Origin of the sequence: Photorhabdus sp. S10-54 (assembly GCF_963878145.1) — a bacterium.
Lineage (GTDB): Bacteria > Pseudomonadota > Gammaproteobacteria > Enterobacterales > Enterobacteriaceae > Photorhabdus > Photorhabdus kayaii.
Window position 1 is genome coordinate 129954 of the sequence record NZ_CAWNXG010000007.1, and the last position, 17884, is coordinate 147837.

Below are 17884 nucleotides of genomic sequence, written 5' to 3' on the forward strand. Positions count from 1 at the left end.
GTAAGTGACGGAACACGTCATACCGCCACTCACTGCACATCTTATTTGAGCTGGCCTTTCTGATATTTACCGGCTGCTTTAATAAAACCAGTAAATAATGGATGGCCATCACGAGGAGTGGAAGTAAATTCTGGGTGGAACTGACAAGCCACGAACCAAGGATGCTCTGGAATCTCAATAATTTCTACGAGCTTATTGTCCATTGAACGACCCGCTACCCGCAGACCCGCATCTTCAATACGTTTCAACAGTAAGTTATTCACTTCATAACGATGCCGATGACGCTCAACAATCGTATCTGCCCCATACAAGGTGCGCACTAAACTCTCTTTTGTCAGGTGGCATGGCTGACCACCCACACGCATCGTTCCACCAAGATCACTCTCTTCGCTACGCACTTCTAAATTACCGTCTTCATCACGCCATTCGGTGATCAGACCAACAACCGGAAACCGGCAATCAGGTTCAAATTCTGTTGAGCTGGCTTTTTCCAAACCCGCAACATGACGAGAAAACTCAATCAATGCTACCTGCATGCCGAGACAGATCCCCAGATAAGGAATTTTGTTCTCACGCGCATAACGGGCTGTCATGATTTTGCCTTCCACACCACGACCACCAAAACCACCAGGCACCAGAATCGCATCCAACCCCTTCAATAATTCAACGCCACGGGTTTCAACATCCTGGGAATCAATCAGTTTGATATTCACCGTTAGACGATTTTTCAATCCACCGTGCTTCAATGCCTCAATCACGGATTTGTACGCATCAGGCAGTTCAACGTATTTACCCACCATCCCAATAGTGACTTCACCGGAAGGGTTAGCTTCTTCGTAAATGACTTGTTCCCATTCTGACAAATTTGCTTCCGGGCAATCGAGGCTGAATCGTTTACAAATATAATCATCTAAGCCTTGAGATTTCAATAGCCCTGGGATTTTATAAATGGAATCAACGTCTTTTAGGGAGATAACCGCTTTCTCCGGCACATTACAGAAAAGAGCAATTTTTGCCCGCTCATTAGCCGGAATGACGCGATCTGAACGACAAATCAGAATATCCGGTTGAATACCGATAGAAAGCAGCTCTTTTACCGAATGCTGAGTCGGTTTGGTTTTGACTTCGCCAGCCGCTGCCAGATAAGGCACCAGTGTCAGATGCAGATATAACGTGTGTTCACGGCCAACTTCTACTGCCATTTGACGAATGGCTTCAAGGAATGGCAACGATTCGATATCACCGACAGTACCACCAACTTCCACCAGCACCACATCATGACCTTCACCACCACTGATGATGCGATCCTTAATTTCATTGGTGATGTGAGGAATAACTTGAACAGTCGCCCCCAGATAGTCGCCACGGCGCTCTTTACGCAAAACTTCGGAATAAACCCGACCCGTCGTAAAGTTATTGCGGCGAGTCATTTTAGTACGGATGAAACGCTCATAGTGACCTAAATCGAGATCAGTTTCAGCTCCATCTTCGGTAACAAAAACCTCCCCGTGTTGAATTGGGCTCATCGTACCTGGATCGACATTGATGTACGGGTCCAGTTTCATAATAGTGACATTGAGTCCACGGGCTTCGAGTATAGCCGCCAAAGAGGCTGCGGCAATGCCTTTACCCAGAGAGGATACGACCCCGCCGGTCACAAAAATATAATTAGTTTTCATGCTGAACCTGAAAGTTTAGGTTTAAAAGATGATGGATATAACCAGGACGGGAAAGCAGTATACCCGAACCTTAAATTCGCTACAAATAATCTGCACGAAAATAAGGTATTTTCCCCCTCCACAGCATTTTCAATGTAGACATGTGTACAGACACAAACTTCATTTTTCATGAAGCCAATCGTTATTGCCTCTTCTCAATTTCGAATGAATTTATTACCTTAATTGATTAAAAAACAGTATGATTGCTTCCACAGTGATCGTTTCGTCTGAATTGCACACAGATAAAAGACCCAATATAGGTAACAGTAGCTTATGAGTTAAGGAGCAATGCCATGATTAAACTCACTCAGGAACAATTCGATAAAATTATAGATCTAGAGGACAATACTTATATTGAAAAAATCAGGCAATGCATTTTGTCAGAACATGCCGACTTGGTTGTACATGAGGATGAGAAAAATTTGCGTAAGCGACTGAAAGAGGCGTATCGGTATTTAATCAGCGAGCTGGGCTTTAAAGATAAAAAACTGGTTAGATCATACCTTTATTTAACTGCATTTAATCTTAATTTCCATGGTGTACCAGAAATCAAAAATGCCCTTGAAGCAGGGGAAAACCCGGAACAACAATACAAAGATATCCTGAGGATAATAGATAACTTGTTGAAAAGGAGAAAGTAATATGCCTTTACCTCTGGTAGTTCCGGTAGCCCTGACTGCTGCCGAATATGCGGCATCAGCCCTTGCGGGCATATTGGTTGGCGTTGGTGTTGGCCTCGGCGTTACAGAAATGACAAAAGACAAGGATGATGAAAAAGAGCAAGCGGAAACCCGAACGGACGCGATCAGTACAACAAGGGAAAAATGCAAGGCGTGTCCAGCCATTGAGAAAGTAAGTCCCAGCTGGGAAAGCACCAGCTCATACTCGCAGGTGACCCTTGATTATCAAATCCAGATAGCCAAAACCGTTTACAAACCGGATGCAAAACTCATACAGGTATGGGAATGTCTGGGAGTCAGCTTCGATGGCTGGCGACCAAAAGCATGCCTGTTTCTGGAATCCAAAGCTAAATATGATCAGTTTTTTAGGAAGGGAGAACCGATGGAATGGTGGACGGGAGATGAACCCATGAAAGATCAAGGAAGGCGACAGCAAGACGTATGTACCTTATTGAACAACATTCCACGCTCTCACTGGCATTTTATGGGCCCTGTAAGCGCAGCTTACTATTCAAAAAGATTTTCTAGGTATCCCAATATTAAAGTATTTCATACCCCTTTACTTAGATAGTTCGAGACAATAAATGACTATTTTATCACTAGAAATAGAGTTGTATTTTGACTGGAAAGAATCGTTGACTCCCCAAATAGCCCTCACTGATTTGTATAAGATAACACAACAGACTGACCAATTCTTCGGGCATCATAAAACCTGGTATTTGACTGGGTATACTCGTAATGAAGCATTAAAACATCCTGTTTTTGAAAAACAGCATCCGACAGAAAAAGCGGTTCAAGAGTTTGAAAAAAGCTATAAAAAAAACTTCCCTTTTATAGGAAAGAAAATCTGGGATGGTGAAGTTGATGACCTTGCCTGTTCCCTATTTTATGAAAATTACCGTAGTAACAAACTAGGACAAACTAATATAACAATAAGACTCAATATTGACGAAAAAGAGTTTCAATTTTCACGATTGATTGATTTTATTACCTTTTTGGTTTTCAGCCGTAATACCCCCTATATTATGGTGGAAACTAACGGCTATACCTTGAAACGAAATCAGGTATTTCCCGACAGGTTAAGTGCAGGGTGGATGATTTATTTACCCTTCGTTATGGACCCCTCATTGTTACCAATGGCAGATGAAATCTTGCCTATTGCAAATGATAAAGAGCAATTGGGGACATTAATCATCACCAAAAAAGGCATTTTTGACGGCGAAAATCAGGACGATATTGATAAAGCCAATGATGTTGAAATTCAGTTGGTAAATCTGGGATTACTGCCATTAATTACTGAGGTTTAGTCGTTACCCTTAATCAGGTAGGCATTTCGCACTCCTTTATTTGGATAGTAGAGACAATAAATGACTATTTTATCACCAGAAATAAAACTGTATTTTGACCTACAAGAACCCTTAACTCCCGAAATAGTATTGGCTGATTTGTATCGAATTACTCAGCAAATCGATCACTTTTTTGGCCATCATAAGACCTGGTATTTGACAGGTCATACTCGTAAGGAAGCATTGGAATATCCTGTTTTTGAAGAACAACACCCAACGAAAAAAACAGTTCAAGTGTTTGAAAAAATTTACAAAGAAGATTTCCCTTTTATAGGAAAAAAAATCTGGGATGGTGAAGTTGATGACCTTGCTTGTTCCCTATTTTATGAGAACTATCGTATTGATAGACTAGGGCAAACTAAGCTAACAATAAAGCTCAACATTGACGAAAAGGAGTTTCAATTTTCACGGTTGATTGATTTTATTACCTTTTTGGTTTTCAGCCGTAATACCCCCTATATTATGGTGGAAACTAACGGCTATACATTGAATCGAAATCAGGTATTTCCCGACAGGTTAAGTGCCGGCTGGATGATTTATTTACCCTCCATTATAGATCCCTCATTGTTACCAATGGCAGATGAAATCTTGCCTATTGCAAATGATAAAGAGCAATTGGGGACATTAATCATCACCAAAAAAGGCATTTTTAACGGCGAAAATCAGGACGATATTGATAAAGCCAATGATGTTGAAATTCAGTTGGTAAATCTGGGATTACTGCCATTAATTACTGAGGTTTAACGGCGACCAGATAATTTTCTATCCTTCATCATTCCTTTGATATCTTTTCGTGAATTAGCGCCGCTTTCTGTTTCCGCTTTTCTCGCGTTGATAACAGCCCTCTTGGGCTGTTTGCCATCCCTTTCCGGTTACTGTTTCTTAACCTGTTGCCACATTTGTTCCATTTCTTCCAATGTCGCGGCTTCCAAGGTGTGGCCTTGGTTCAGGATCAGCTTTTCTACTTCTCTAAATCGGTTGTCAAACTTATTGCATGCTTTTTGCAACGCAATTTCCGGTTTGTATCCGAGATGGCGAGATAAGTTCACAACAGCAAACAATAAATCACCAATCTCCTCTTCCAAATGCTGCTGATCAACAACCGCCTGATAAGCTTCATCCATTACTTCGTCGATCTCTTCATAAACTTTGTCCAGCACTGGCCCCAAGGTATCCCAGTCAAAACCAACCGCAGCACAACGTTTCTGTATTTTATACGCTTTCATCAATGCCGGCAGACTTGCCGGAATGTCATCAAGGACCGAATGCAGATCTTTTTGCGCTCTTTCCTGCACCTTACGTTTTTCCCAACCACTGATAGCCACGTCACCGCTGATATCCTGCTGCTGACCGAAAATATGTGGGTGGCGGCGCTCCAGTTTATCGCTAATCGCATGGCAAATATCATCAAAATCAAACAACTGTTGCTCTTTGCCCATTTCAGCATAGAACACCACCTGAAATAACAGATCGCCTAGTTCTTCTTTTAGATCAGAAAAATCACCTCGTTCAATGGCATCAATGACTTCATAAGTCTCTTCTAATGTATAAGGTGCGATAGTTTTGAACGTTTGTTGTTTGTCCCAAGGACACCCCTGTTGAGGATGGCGCAATTGCGCCATAATCTCTAATAACCGTTTTATACCCGTCATCTTTCAAGTTGTCTCTTTGTTGGCTGCACTCGCTCACCCCGGTCACATAGTTCGCGATGCTCCCGGGGATTCACTCCCTTGCCGTCGCGATGCATCTTGAAATCCATTGGGTATATAGCAGATGATTTCATTTTTTATCCAAATTTTCCTGCGGTTAGTTGCCATGAAGGCGTTTGGCTTCAATAACATCCGGTAACTGATTGGTTTTCGCCAAGATCCGTCCCAGTACTTGCAGGTTATAAATCTCAATATTCATATCGATGGTAGCAATCTGCTGTTTTACATCACTGCGGCTACTCACCCCAAGCACGTTCACCTTTTCATTCGCCAGGATCGTGGTGATATCACGTAATAATCCACTGCGATCATTCGCAACCACACGCACAATCAGTGAGTAACCGCTGGAGTAACTCTCTCCCCAAACCGCATCTACGACCCTTTCCGGCGCATTTTCCTGCAATTCAGCCAGTTGTTCACAATCAACCCAGTGGATGGAGATACCCCGACCACGAGTGATAAAGCCGACAATCTCATCTCCAGGAATTGGCTGGCAGCAACGGGCAATGTGATGCATCAAGTTACCCACACCTTCTACCACAATCCGCCCATCGTCTTTAGTAGAACTACGCTGTGGATGTGATTTATTTTCTAAATTGCGAAGCGCTTCCCGATCTGCATCCTCTGCGGTGGTTTTCTTGAGTTTGCTTTGTAAGAAATTGACCAACTGGTTAATACGGATATCACCCACCCCAATTCCCGCCAGTACTTCATCAAGTGTATGGACGTTATAACGAGCAATGAGCAACTTTTCCGCCTCTTTTAGGCTGATATCCAAGTGTTCCAGTTCGTTATCCAGCATCTGACGACCTGCGATAATGTTTTTATCCCGATCCTGTTTGCGGAACCAGTTATGGATTTTCGCCCGACCACGGCTTGTGGTGACATAGCCCAAGTTTGGATTTAACCAATCACGACTTGGGTTCGGATGTTTCTGGGTGATGATTTCAATCTGATCGCCCATTTGCAATTGATAGCTGAATGGCACAATGCGACCACTGATTTTCGCCCCAATACAACGATGCCCCACATCGCTGTGAATATGGTAAGCAAAATCCAGCGGCGTAGAACCGGTAGGTAGATCAATAACATCGCCTTTCGGTGTAAATACATATACCCGATCATCAAACACCTGACTGCGGACTTCATCCAGCATCTCACCAGAATCAGCCATCTCTTCTTGCCATGTGATAAGTTTACGCAGCCATGCAATACGCCCCTCATATCCGGCACGACTACCCGCCACTGCCCCCTCTTTATATTTCCAGTGGGCGGCGATTCCCAATTCTGCATCTTCATGCATCTGACGGGTACGGATCTGGATTTCCAATGTCTTACCACCCGGCCCAAGCACTACGGTATGAATAGATTGGTAGCCATTAGGCTTCGGGTTAGCCACATAATCATCGAATTCATCCGGCAAATGACGATAGTGAGTATGTACTATCCCCAGTGCCGCGTAACAATCCTGCAAACGTTCAACCACAATCCGCACAGCCCGAACATCAAACAGCTCATCAAATGTCAGTGATTTTTTCTGCATTTTGCGCCAGATGCTGTAGATATGTTTAGGACGCCCGTATATCTCAGTAGTGACGCCCTCCTTGAGCATATGCTTACGTAATGTATTAACAAAGTGGTCAATATACTGCTCACGATCAATGCGACGCTCATGCAGCAATTTCGCAATTTTTTTATATTCATCAGGATGGAGATAACGGAAGCAGTAATCCTCAAGTTCCCATTTAAGTTGACCAATGCCTAATCGGTTAGCGAGCGGCGCGTAAATGTTGGAACACTCTTTCGCAGCCAATACACGCTCATCTTCAGTCGCCTCTTTAACTTCCCGCAAATGGGCAATCCGCTCTGCCAATTTGATAATGACACAGCGAAAATCTTCCACCATTGCCAATAACATCCGGCGAACATTATCAACCTGTACGGAACAAATTGAATCGTTATGAGTGGCTTTCAACTGACGAATAGCATCCATTTCCATAACGCCTTTCACCAGATTGGTAATTCCACTACCAAACGCCTCAGTGACCGTTTGATCGTCAAGTAATTTGGCATCCATCAATGGGAACAGCAACGCCGCACGCATACTGTCATTATCCATACTCAGCGTGGAGAGGATCTCAACCATCTCTACACCACGCCATAACAGAAGTTCTGAATCAGGATGATTTTGCGCTTTTTCGTGACAATAACGCCAGGTTTTGGCTAATTTCTCACCCAATTGAAGATTCGCTATATTTAAACTCGCGATCCACCTGTTTACTGCAAACTCTCCCGCAGGGGTTAAATGAGCACTTCTTACCGCAACCATAATCTCTCCCGACGACTTCATAGCTTTCATCTAGCCATGACCTAACGGCTAAATAGCACCATTGACTCCAAATGGCTTGTATGTGGAAACATGTCCAGCATCCGCACACTGATAATATGATAGCCAGCCTCAAGCAGAATCTTACTGTCCCGTGCCAATGTTGTTGGATTACAAGAGACGTAGACCACTTTTTCAGGGGCCAGCTTGACAATGTGTGACATGACTATTGTCGCACCAGCACGCGCCGGATCTAATAAGACTTTATTAAACCCCAACTTTGCCCAAGGTTGATGACGTATGTCAGCTTCCAAATTTTCATGGCAGAAGGATATGTTATCCAAATTATTTAATCTGGCATTATATTGCCCATTAGCTACCAGTGTGGCAACCCCTTCGACGCCAACCACCGACTGCACTATTTGACCAATAGGTAAAGTGAAATTCCCCATTCCACAGAATAGATCAAGCACGTTGTCATTCGGTTGTAAATCGAGCCACTCTATCGCCTGAGCAACCATTTGTTGATTCACCTGATCGTTAACCTGAATAAAATCTCTTGGACTGAAAACCAATTTCAGTCCACCTACCTGATACCAGGGTTCCTGCGGTTCATTCAGCGACTCAAGTGAAGTTTCATCCGCCGCCAGATAGACCGCGACATTATGTTGCACGGAAAATGTGCATAGTTTCTCTTTATCTTCCCATTTCAAGGGATCAAGATGGCGCAATATCATCAATGGACCATTATCTGCCAGCACCAATTCCACATGCCCCAACCGTTTAACCGCTTTCAAATTACTCAGACACTGAGCCAATGGTCGCAATAACTGTTCCAATTCAGGTCGCAAAACAGGGCATTCTTTTATAGCAATTAACTCATTGGATTGATTTTGACGAAATCCCATCACCAGGCGGCGCTGTTTTACTTGATAGTGTAAACCAAGCCTTGCCCGGCGCCGATAACCATATTCAGGACCCAGAATCACCGGCTTAGCAGAAACCGTTACACCAGTTTCCCGTCTAATCAGATGTTCCAGAACGCTGGCTTTACTCTCACGTTGTAAATCCGATGCAACATGTTGTTGCTGACAACCGCCACATACTCCAAAATGCGGACAACGGGGATTCACACGATATGGACTGTCAGATAGACGCTTAACCAACTTTGCTTTGGCAAATTGGCGTTTCTCTTCCGTTAGTTGTACCTGTGCCTGTTCACCGGGCAATAATCCGGTGACAAAAATAGTTTTACCCTGATGGCGAGCTACGCCCTGCCCCTGAGCATCCAGATTATCAGCAGTGACTGTAATGATATGCCGATTTACTGTTCGGCGATTGGGGGAATAAAATTGCACCATGATTCTTACGGACTATGAATTATTAAGTTCTTATTTTCCCATAATGGACGATTATGACCAAATATAGCTTACGCATCCGCATGATGAGCCTGATCCTAGTTCCAATTTTACTGGTTGGCATGTTTTTCAGTATCTCATTCCTCTGTTATCACTATCGTGAACTGAAAAACCAAATTGTTCGATCCGGGATCAGTATTATTGAACCCCTTTCTATCGCCAGTGAAATCGGCATCAATCTGCATAACCGTGAACGTGTCAATTCACTGATAACCCGGCTTCACCGCAGAAATTCTGAGATAGTTCGGGCGATTGCCATTTTTAACGATGATAATCAGCTATTTGATATCTCAAACTATAAATACAATTCAGCTCAACTACAGATCTCGCCAGATATGCCTCTGCCAACCACCTTGACAAAAATGGAGGTTAAAAACAGTATTATTCTACGTATGCCCATTATTTCAGAACACCATCTGTCTCAGAATCATCAGAATTCTGATGTCCCATCTTTACATCCGATTGGTTATATCGCTATTGATCTTGATTTACGATCAGCTCACTTACAGCAATATAAAGAAATCGTTATTTTTATATTACTATTACTGATTTGCCTTGGTTGGGCATCACTGTTTGCCTACCATTTGGTTCGTAAGATCACAAAGCCTATCAGCGATATGGTCAGTACTGTCGATAGAATTCGCCAAGGACAATTAAACAGCCGTGTCAGTGGGAAATATTTTGGTGAATTAGATACGCTGAAAAATGGCATCAATGCAATGGCCAAATCGCTCTCCAGCTATAAAGAAGAGATGCAAAACGATATCGATCAAGCAACATCGGATCTACGGGAAACAATGGAGCAATTCGAAATTCAGAACGTTGAGCTGGCAATAGCGAAAAAACGCGCGCAGGAAGCGGCCAGAATAAAAACGGAATTTCTGGCAAATATGTCTCATGAATTACGTACTCCACTCAATGGCGTAATTGGCTTTACCCGCCAAACACTGAAAACACCTTTAACAATACAGCAAACTGAATATCTGTATATTATCGAGCGCTCCGCTAATCATCTACTGAATATTATCAATGATATATTGGATTTTTCGCGGCTTGAAGCGGATAAATTGGTATTGGAAAACGTTCCATTCCTTTTACAGGATATGATTGATGAGATCATGGTGTTACTGACACTCAGCGCCAAAAGTAAGAATATTCAGCTAACTCACCATATTGATCCCCAAATACCGAATCTGGTTGTAGGTGACCCTATGCGCCTCCAGCAAATACTCACCAATATCATCGGTAATGCAATTAAATTCACGGACCAAGGTTCTGTGGAGATAAAGATCAATCTGCTACAACAGCAACACCATAAAATCAATTTAGAGATTATTGTCAGCGATACAGGCATCGGTATCAGCCCTGAGCAGCAACCTCATCTATTTCAGGCTTTTCACCAAGCAGATGCCAGTATTTCTCGCCGTTATGGCGGTACCGGCCTCGGTCTGGTCATTACAAGGAAACTGATCCGAGAAATGGGCGGAAATATTAGTTTTACCAGCGAGCCAGAAAAAGGTTCTGTTTTCCGTTTTGATTTATGGCTAGGAAAAGACGATTTCATTCTAACCGGCTCAGTTGCACCACAAAAGACGCTTGTCCATCCCCCACGTTTACCGATGACCGTCATGGCCGTCGACGATAATCCAGCCAACCTCAAACTAATAGGTTCATTACTGGAAGAAACCGTAGAAAAAACAGTGCTATGTAACAATGGAGAAGAAGCTTTGCAGTCAGCAACTTCTCACCATTTTGATGTCATTCTGATGGATATTCATATGCCAGGTATGGATGGCATCTGTACTTCTGACCACATCCACCAGCTACCGCAACACCGCAGTACACCGATCATTGCGGTTACAGCCTATACTTGCCGACCAAAGAGCGATACAGACCAATCTCCATTTGAGGATTTCCTGACCAAACCTCTCGATGAAGATCGTCTGAGAGCAGTGTTAAGTCGCTATGTCAAAACGCCAAAATCACAACATATTAACTGGCCATTAGCATTACAACAGGCAATAGGAAAAGAACAGTTGGCTATAGATATGTTGCAAATGTTGGCAGATTTACTGCCAACGATTAAAACAATCACAGAAAAAGTTTTGTCAGGGGAAACAGCGGAAGATTATCAGCAACAGATCCATAAACTACACGGTAGCTGCTGTTATAGCGGCGTGCCACAACTTAAAGCTCTCTGCCAATTAATTGAACAACAATTACAACAAGGCGTTCAATTAACCGATATAGAACCTGAATTGTTGGAACTGACAGATGAAATTGATCATGTCCTTACCGCCGCAAAAAAAATATTGAGTCGCGGCGAGAATATACCCTATGGATTTCAAGATGCATCGCGACGGCAAAGGAGCGAATCCCCGGGAGCATAGATAACTATGTGACCGGGGTGAGCGAGCGCAGCCAACAAAGAGGCAACTTGAAAGATAACGGGTATATCAATTGCACACAATAAACTTACGATACTCTTCATAAGCATAATTATCTGTCATGCCACTGATGTAATCCTGAATAAGACGGGCACGATAATAGAATTCCATCAGGTCTTTTTCAGATTCATCAGTGGCAACAATTTTCTCCACGGCTTCACCATAAGCCAGACGATGTTTGGTAGAAAGTTTGTGTAGCAATCGAGTTTCCATAAAATAATCCTTGTGGAAATTGTTCTGGTTCAGTTCCACAAAATCCTGACGGGATATCTTTAATAACGGATAATAAAAATCCAATAACCCATTAATAACTCGGTATCCCTGTAACTCCAATTCTTCAATTTCTGGATGATTAAACACTCTCTTACAAGCAATACTCTTCAACGTCTTAAGTAATCGATGCTCTTCACTGCTATCTTCAAGTAGAGCTTGATTAAACGAGCCCTCAAAAATAGCCGGCAGATGATCAATAAAACGACGAGCCGTGTAAGGCACAAGTTTACCGGTAATATAAACCCGCAAATACATAAAAAATTGATCCTGCTGGCTTCGACGTAATTCGTTACCGTGAGTTCCCTTGTACGCCTTTCTGACCGTTAAGTCGAATAGATCCCCGGCCCGATGACCGCCATTTTCTTGCCACTCCTGTTCCAAATATCCCATCAGTGTATCGACGCTGAAAATCGTTTTTTCAACAGCATCATCCAAATCAGCAATGCAATAAGAGATATCATCTGCTGCTTCCATAATATAAGTCAGTGGGAAGCGACAGAACTCACCCATTTTAAGCTCACGACGTAATTCGCGAACAAAATGCTCCTCCGACCAATAAAAACCTGGCTTTTTCATCAAATAATTAAATTGATTTGGTGTTTCTTCAAGACGAAAAGCAGGGCAAGTATATTTTAGAATACAACCAACCTGGGCATAAGTCAGATTGAGTTTTAATAAGCTATGCACCATACGGATAGCCTGAGCATTCCCTTCAAACTGACATAAATCTTTACGCAACTGGCGACGAAAGAGATCTTTTTTCACATCACCACATAAACGCAATTCGAAGATTTCGCATCGATCTTCTCGCTTAATATTTTCCAAGGAAAAATTAAGATCGAGCTTTTTGGCAAACCAATCTTTAATTGCCGCTTCACCAAAATGACCAAATGGTGGATTACCAATATCATGCATTAAACAAGCCATTTCAATCAAACTTTCAAATGATAATAGCCGTTTATCCAACCCGTAATCAGCCAGCAAATTACGCGTTTTCAATTCATTAATAATCGTTTTCGAAATATAGCGCCCAACCTGTTGCACTTCCAATGAATGCGTTAAGCGACTGCGGACAGCGGCATTATTTTCCAGCGGAAAAACCTGTGTTTTTTGCTGTAAACGACGAATAGCCGCTGAATTCATAATCCGCCCACGATCGCTTTCAAACTGGCGAATAACCTGCTCTTCATCATTAGGATCAATATGATACTGACGGTATTTACGCTGATAGTTAAGCTTCTGACTAAAGTCTATCCCGGACATTTATCCCCCCGACTTGTGAGATAGCACAGTTTTACACTACAGATTATCTGATTGTTCCGTATTAGATGTTAAACTCAAACACGGAATGATTTTATATGATTAATTAATCAACAGCGAGTATGACATCATGAAAGTAGGCGTGATAGGTGCTATGGAGCAAGAAGTGACGTTACTGCGTGATCAAATTGAAGATCGCCAAACATTGTCACGAGGTGGCTGCGAAATCTATACCGGTAAACTCAACGGCGTGGAGATCGCACTGTTAAAATCAGGTATTGGTAAAGTTTCTGCTGCAATTGGTACAACTTTACTGCTTGAACATTGTCAGCCTGATGTAATTATTAACACCGGATCAGCGGGTGGCCTTGATCCAAAACTGCAAATCGGTGATATCGTGATATCCCGCGAAGTTCGCTATCATGATGCTGATGTTACCGCTTTTGGTTATGAGCCCGGCCAGATGGCACAATGCCCCCCAGCTTTCGTGGCGGATGACCAGCTAATTGATCTGGCAGAAAAATGTATTCATTCACTAAATCTGAACGCAGTACGTGGGCTGATTTGCAGTGGTGATGCATTTATTAATGGTGCGGAACCACTAGCGCGTATCCGGGAAACTTTCCCACAAGTGACGGCGGTAGAAATGGAAGCGGCAGCAATAGGGCATGTCTGCCATCAATACAACACCCCATTTGTAGTGGTACGTGCTATCTCTGATGTGGCGGATAAAGAATCTCATATCAGCTTTGATGAATTTCTTGCCGTGGCAGCTCGCCAATCTACATTAATGGTCAACGCAATGCTGACAACTCTGAATAAAGACAAATAATATATTACTGACACGCCCTGATGAATATTTTCGGGCGTGTTTGCGGGCGACATATTTAATGTTTTAAAGAGCACCCTTCAATGAAATGGATAAAAAGCACGGGTTCAATTGGATTATCGCTTTTACTGTTTCTCAGTAGTTTCAGCCATTCTCTGTATGCAGCTCCCTTACGGGTAATCAGTTTATCTCCGTCAACCACAGAATTAGCCTATGCCGCCGGGCTAGGTGACAATCTGATCGCAGCCAGCGCGTATTCTGATTATCCCCCTCAGGCCCGTAAACTTGAGCAAGTAGCTAACTGGCAAGGCATCAATCTGGAACGCATTATTACCCTTAAACCTGAGCTGATTCTGGCATGGCGTGGCGGTAATCCCCAACGTCCACTGGAACAACTTGCTGCTTTTGGCATTAAAATCTTTTATTCCGATCCCATAACCACCGAACAGATAGCGCAGGATTTAGAACGACTCGCTGAATATAGTCCTCACCCAGAACAAGCAAAAAAATCCGCGACTGAACTTCGTCAACGATTTGCCAATTTGCAACAAAAATATGCCACTACAACTCCCAAACCGGCCTTTTTACAATTCGGCACTTATCCTCTGTTTACCGCTTCCGGCCATACATTGCAAAGTGAAGTGCTTTCAATCTGTGGCGGCAAAAATATTTTTGCCAACAGCCCCGTCCCCTGGCCCCAAGTCAGTCGTGAACAAATACTCACGAGGAAACCTGAGATAATTGTTATCAGTGGTGGACAGGAACAAGTCAAACTAATTGAAAATTTCTGGCATCCACAATTGCATGCCAAAGTGATTACATTACATGAAGATTGGTTCCATCGCGCAGGGCCACGCATCATTCTGGCAGCCGAACAGCTATGCCAGCAATTGAATGACAAAGATTATTGATAAAGCAAAATCGTTTAATAGGATTGCAAGAGGACTCCCGAAAATGGGTCATAATATTCAGACCCATTACGGGAAATCGCCTGGAATCAGATACTGAAAGAAGAACCACAACCACAAGTTGTCTTAGCATTAGGGTTCGTGACGATAAAACGTGAACCTTCCAGACCTTCGGTATAATCAACACAACCGCCAACCAAATACTGTAGGCTCATCGGATCAACAACCAACTCCACACCTTGTTTCTCAATGGTCATATCACCTTCATTCATTTGATCATCAAAGGTAAAACCATACTGAAAGCCACTGCATCCACCACCGGTGATATAAACCCGTAAACGCAAGTTTGGGTTTTCTTCATCCGAAACCAAAATTTTCACTTTGTTAGCTGCGGCATCCGTAAACTGCAAAGGTAATACGATATCATCGCTCATCATTTTTACTCCAGACTGGAACTCGGCAAAAATATTCAGAAGACAACAAAAATTTGCCGATCATTAATAACTCGAATTATCCAATACCTGATTAGTTCGTTCAAGTATTGTCATTTTGACAACACACTAACCGCTAAAAAATTATCACACATTTGTTTACCATCGCGGCTACCTTAGCGACAAACGCTGGCTTTTTACGATAGCTTCAAAGAGCAGTAAACCGTCACGTGTAGTTAAACCCTCCGTCAATCAATTAACAATTAAGAAAGAAAAAATATTGATTTATCATCATGATTAGTTACTTTATTGAATATTTTTCAAAGTAACCATATGGAGTTCCTATGCGAAAAATGTTGCCACTGATGCTTGCTGTCACCTTGACAGGTTGTGCCGCTCATAGCAAACAAGCCGATATTGACAGCTATACCTCGAAAAAAATTAATGAAATTATAGAAAACCAAGTAAAACCGGGAAACAAAGATAATCCCGGAGAAATAATAAAAAACGTCTCTTATCAATTACTGGGCACACCTTATGCCGCCAACAAACTTATTGGCTCCCCTACTGAACCTGAAAAATTAGTTATAGACCTCAACGGACTAGACTGTTTTACTTTCCTTGATTATGTAGAATCGCTAAGAAAATCCAACGACCAAAGTGATTTTGTAAAAAATCTCATCCAGACAAGATATATCGACGGAAAGATTAGCTTTTTACAAAGAAAACACTTCTTTACAGATTGGTCAATCAGAGAAAAATTAAATGCCAAAGATGTAACGGATGAAATAAGTTCTTCTTACATAAAAATCACAAAAAGCCTGAATAAAAAGGCTGATGGTAGCGAATATATCCCCGGACTGGGTGTTACCAAAAGAGAGATTAAATATATTCCAGGCGATAAAGTCAACGATGCCGTTATTAAGAATCTAAAAACGGGCGATTATATAGGAATATATACCCATCTTGCCGGATTGGATGTCACACATACAGGGATTTTTATTATGACAGATCATGGCCCAATGCTGAGGAATGCATCCTCACTTGCTGCGAATAAAAAAGTTGTCGATTCTCCATTTCTTGATTACGTAAAGAATAAACCCGGAATTATCGTTCTAAGAGCCTTATAATCCGAGGGGCAAACGACAACCCCACTTAAAAATAGATTCAGGAGCCTTTCATGAGCCAATCCGACATCCTCTATTCTCAGGCAAAGCAACTTATTCCCGGCGGCGTCAACTCTCCGGTACGTGCATTTAATGGTGTTGGCGGTACTCCGTTGTTTATCAAACATGCTGATGGCGCTTATCTCTATGATGTTGATGGTAAAGCCTATATCGATTATGTCGGTTCCTGGGGGCCAATGGTACTGGGACATAACCACAGCACTATCCGTAATGCCGTTATCAAAGCCGCAGAGCAAGGATTAAGTTTTGGCGCCCCCACCGCCACGGAAGTGGAAATGGCACAGTTGGTGACTGAACTGGTGCCATCAATGGATATGGTGCGCATGGTTAACTCAGGCACAGAGGCGACCATGAGTGCTATCCGTCTGGCCCGTGGCTATACCCATCGCGATAAGATCATCAAATTCGAAGGTTGCTATCACGGCCATGCTGATTGCTTGCTGGTGAAAGCCGGTTCTGGCGCGTTGACTATCGGCCAACCAAATTCACCGGGGGTTCCGGTTGATTTCGTCAAACATACGCTGACCTGTATTTACAACGACCTAAGTTCAGTTAGGGAAGCGTTTGAACAATATCCGCAAGAGGTCGCCTGTATTATTGTTGAACCGGTTGCCGGTAATATGAACTGCGTACCGCCACTACCTGAATTCCTACCCGGTCTGCGCGCACTGTGTGATGAATTCGGTGCTCTGTTGATCATCGATGAAGTGATGACCGGTTTCCGCGTCGCTCTATCCGGCGCACAATCTTATTACGATGTCGAACCCGATATAACTTGCCTTGGCAAAATCATTGGTGGCGGTATGCCCGTTGGCGCTTTCGGCGGGCGTTATGAAGTGATGGAGAAATTAGCTCCCATTGGCCCTGTTTATCAGGCAGGAACCTTATCCGGCAATCCGATTGCAATGGCCGCCGGCCTTGCTTGCCTGAAAGAAGTTTCTCAACCCGGTGTACATCAACGCCTGACTGAGCTAACAGATAATCTGGCTGCTGGCCTGATGAAAGCAGCAAAAGCTGCCGGTATTCCTCTGGTGGTTAATCATGTCGGCGGGATGTTTGGCATTTTCTTTACTGATGCAGAAACCGTCACTTGCTATCAGGATGTGATGAATTGCGATATTGAGCGTTTTAAACATTTCTTCCACCTGATGCTTGATGAAGGGGTTTATTTAGCGCCTTCTGCATTTGAAGCGGGTTTTATGTCTATTGCTCATACTGATGAAGATATTCAGCGTACTGTTGATGCTGCCGCTCGCTGCTTTGCCAAGCTAAAATAATTTCTTTTTTTTCAAATAATAGCGCCGTATTCTTACGGCGCTCATTCTTTCCATCCTTCCCATCATATACGGCGG

The 17884-nt window shown here is 42.9% G+C and carries 15 protein-coding genes; 9 read left to right on the forward strand and 6 right to left on the reverse strand.

Translation table 11 applies throughout. The features are described from left to right. Positions 1-41: 41 nt before the first annotated feature. Positions 42-1679 (reverse strand): glutamine hydrolyzing CTP synthase, encoded by a 1638-nt coding sequence (gene pyrG / locus AACQ83_RS05910; protein ID WP_112876848.1) that lies wholly within the window; start codon positions 1677-1679, stop codon positions 42-44. 332 nt (positions 1680-2011) lie between these two features. Here pyrG and AACQ83_RS05915 point away from each other — a divergent pair, with 332 nt between their 5' ends. From AACQ83_RS05915 to AACQ83_RS05930, 4 genes are read left to right on the forward strand one after another with little or no spacing between them, the layout of a single operon-like run. Next, positions 2012-2359, forward strand: a complete 348-nt coding sequence (locus AACQ83_RS05915) for a hypothetical protein (protein WP_112876849.1) — start codon at positions 2012-2014, stop codon at positions 2357-2359. Between the two features lies 1 nt (position 2360). After that, positions 2361-2969: a restriction endonuclease fold toxin 5 domain-containing protein gene (locus tag AACQ83_RS05920; protein WP_112876850.1), complete on the forward strand. Its 609-nt coding sequence runs from the start codon at positions 2361-2363 to the stop codon at positions 2967-2969. Between the two features lie 13 nt (positions 2970-2982). Next, the gene (locus AACQ83_RS05925) at positions 2983-3705 is read left to right on the forward strand and encodes an Imm52 family immunity protein (protein WP_112876851.1); all 723 of its coding nucleotides are present in this window, start codon (positions 2983-2985) and stop codon (positions 3703-3705) included. A gap of 60 nt (positions 3706-3765) precedes the next feature. Then, positions 3766-4488, forward strand: coding sequence for an Imm52 family immunity protein (locus AACQ83_RS05930; RefSeq protein WP_112876852.1), 723 nt, complete (start codon positions 3766-3768; stop codon positions 4486-4488). Positions 4489-4616: 128 nt separating this feature from the next. Here AACQ83_RS05930 and mazG read toward each other — a convergent pair whose 3' ends face one another. The 3 genes from mazG to rlmD form a co-directional block, all read right to left on the reverse strand. Next, the gene (mazG, locus tag AACQ83_RS05935; protein ID WP_112876853.1) at positions 4617-5396 is read right to left on the reverse strand and encodes a nucleoside triphosphate pyrophosphohydrolase; all 780 of its coding nucleotides are present in this window, start codon (positions 5394-5396) and stop codon (positions 4617-4619) included. A gap of 154 nt (positions 5397-5550) precedes the next feature. After that, positions 5551-7782: a GTP diphosphokinase gene (relA, locus tag AACQ83_RS05940; protein ID WP_112876854.1), complete on the reverse strand. Its 2232-nt coding sequence runs from the start codon at positions 7780-7782 to the stop codon at positions 5551-5553. 41 nt (positions 7783-7823) lie between these two features. Continuing rightward, positions 7824-9140 carry a 23S rRNA (uracil(1939)-C(5))-methyltransferase RlmD gene (gene rlmD, locus AACQ83_RS05945; RefSeq protein WP_112876855.1) on the reverse strand — a complete coding sequence of 439 codons (1317 nt, stop codon included), beginning with the start codon at positions 9138-9140 and terminating at the stop codon, positions 7824-7826. Between the two features lie 53 nt (positions 9141-9193). Here rlmD and AACQ83_RS05950 point away from each other — a divergent pair, with 53 nt between their 5' ends. Next, positions 9194-11587, forward strand: coding sequence for an ATP-binding protein (locus tag AACQ83_RS05950; protein WP_240000709.1), 2394 nt, complete (start codon positions 9194-9196; stop codon positions 11585-11587). Positions 11588-11653: 66 nt separating this feature from the next. Here AACQ83_RS05950 and dgt read toward each other — a convergent pair whose 3' ends face one another. After that, positions 11654-13180 carry a dGTPase gene (gene dgt, locus AACQ83_RS05955; RefSeq protein WP_112876856.1) on the reverse strand — a complete coding sequence of 509 codons (1527 nt, stop codon included), beginning with the start codon at positions 13178-13180 and terminating at the stop codon, positions 11654-11656. 127 nt (positions 13181-13307) lie between these two features. On the opposite strand from dgt, the gene mtnN reads away from it, so the two are divergent. Both mtnN and btuF read left to right on the forward strand, forming a co-directional pair. Next, a complete protein-coding gene (gene mtnN / locus AACQ83_RS05960) occupies positions 13308-14009 on the forward strand; it encodes a 5'-methylthioadenosine/S-adenosylhomocysteine nucleosidase (RefSeq protein ID WP_112876857.1) in 702 nt (233 codons plus the stop codon). 80 nt (positions 14010-14089) lie between these two features. Continuing rightward, a complete protein-coding gene (gene btuF, locus AACQ83_RS05965; protein ID WP_112876858.1) occupies positions 14090-14917 on the forward strand; it encodes a vitamin B12 ABC transporter substrate-binding protein BtuF in 828 nt (275 codons plus the stop codon). Positions 14918-15003: 86 nt separating this feature from the next. On the opposite strand, the gene erpA is transcribed toward btuF, so the two are convergent. Continuing rightward, positions 15004-15348, reverse strand: coding sequence for an iron-sulfur cluster insertion protein ErpA (gene erpA / locus AACQ83_RS05970; protein ID WP_112876871.1), 345 nt, complete (start codon positions 15346-15348; stop codon positions 15004-15006). Between the two features lie 341 nt (positions 15349-15689). On the opposite strand from erpA, the gene AACQ83_RS05975 reads away from it, so the two are divergent. After that, positions 15690-16475, forward strand: a complete 786-nt coding sequence (locus tag AACQ83_RS05975) for a DUF1460 domain-containing protein (protein WP_112876859.1) — start codon at positions 15690-15692, stop codon at positions 16473-16475. A 50-nt stretch (positions 16476-16525) separates the two neighbouring features. Further along, on the forward strand, positions 16526-17809 hold the full coding sequence (gene hemL, locus AACQ83_RS05980) for a glutamate-1-semialdehyde 2,1-aminomutase (protein ID WP_112876860.1): 1284 nt from the start codon (positions 16526-16528) through the stop codon (positions 17807-17809). Positions 17810-17884 lie beyond the last annotated feature (75 nt).

Excerpts from the sequence above, each read along its gene's own strand:
- pyrG (WP_112876848.1), bottom strand. The coding sequence starts at position 1,679 with ATGAAAACTAATTATATTTTTGTGACCGGCGGGGTCGTATCCTCTCTG.
- AACQ83_RS05915 (WP_112876849.1), top strand. The coding sequence starts at position 2,012 with ATGATTAAACTCACTCAGGAACAATTCGATAAAATTATAGATCTAGAG.
- AACQ83_RS05920 (WP_112876850.1), top strand. The coding sequence starts at position 2,361 with ATGCCTTTACCTCTGGTAGTTCCGGTAGCCCTGACTGCTGCCGAATAT.
- AACQ83_RS05925 (WP_112876851.1), top strand. The coding sequence starts at position 2,983 with ATGACTATTTTATCACTAGAAATAGAGTTGTATTTTGACTGGAAAGAA.
- AACQ83_RS05930 (WP_112876852.1), top strand. The coding sequence starts at position 3,766 with ATGACTATTTTATCACCAGAAATAAAACTGTATTTTGACCTACAAGAA.
- mazG (WP_112876853.1), bottom strand. The coding sequence starts at position 5,396 with ATGACGGGTATAAAACGGTTATTAGAGATTATGGCGCAATTGCGCCAT.
- relA (WP_112876854.1), bottom strand. The coding sequence starts at position 7,782 with ATGGTTGCGGTAAGAAGTGCTCATTTAACCCCTGCGGGAGAGTTTGCA.
- rlmD (WP_112876855.1), bottom strand. The coding sequence starts at position 9,140 with ATGGTGCAATTTTATTCCCCCAATCGCCGAACAGTAAATCGGCATATC.
- AACQ83_RS05950 (WP_240000709.1), top strand. The coding sequence starts at position 9,194 with ATGACCAAATATAGCTTACGCATCCGCATGATGAGCCTGATCCTAGTT.
- dgt (WP_112876856.1), bottom strand. The coding sequence starts at position 13,180 with ATGTCCGGGATAGACTTTAGTCAGAAGCTTAACTATCAGCGTAAATAC.
- mtnN (WP_112876857.1), top strand. The coding sequence starts at position 13,308 with ATGAAAGTAGGCGTGATAGGTGCTATGGAGCAAGAAGTGACGTTACTG.
- btuF (WP_112876858.1), top strand. The coding sequence starts at position 14,090 with ATGAAATGGATAAAAAGCACGGGTTCAATTGGATTATCGCTTTTACTG.
- erpA (WP_112876871.1), bottom strand. The coding sequence starts at position 15,348 with ATGAGCGATGATATCGTATTACCTTTGCAGTTTACGGATGCCGCAGCT.
- AACQ83_RS05975 (WP_112876859.1), top strand. The coding sequence starts at position 15,690 with ATGCGAAAAATGTTGCCACTGATGCTTGCTGTCACCTTGACAGGTTGT.
- hemL (WP_112876860.1), top strand. The coding sequence starts at position 16,526 with ATGAGCCAATCCGACATCCTCTATTCTCAGGCAAAGCAACTTATTCCC.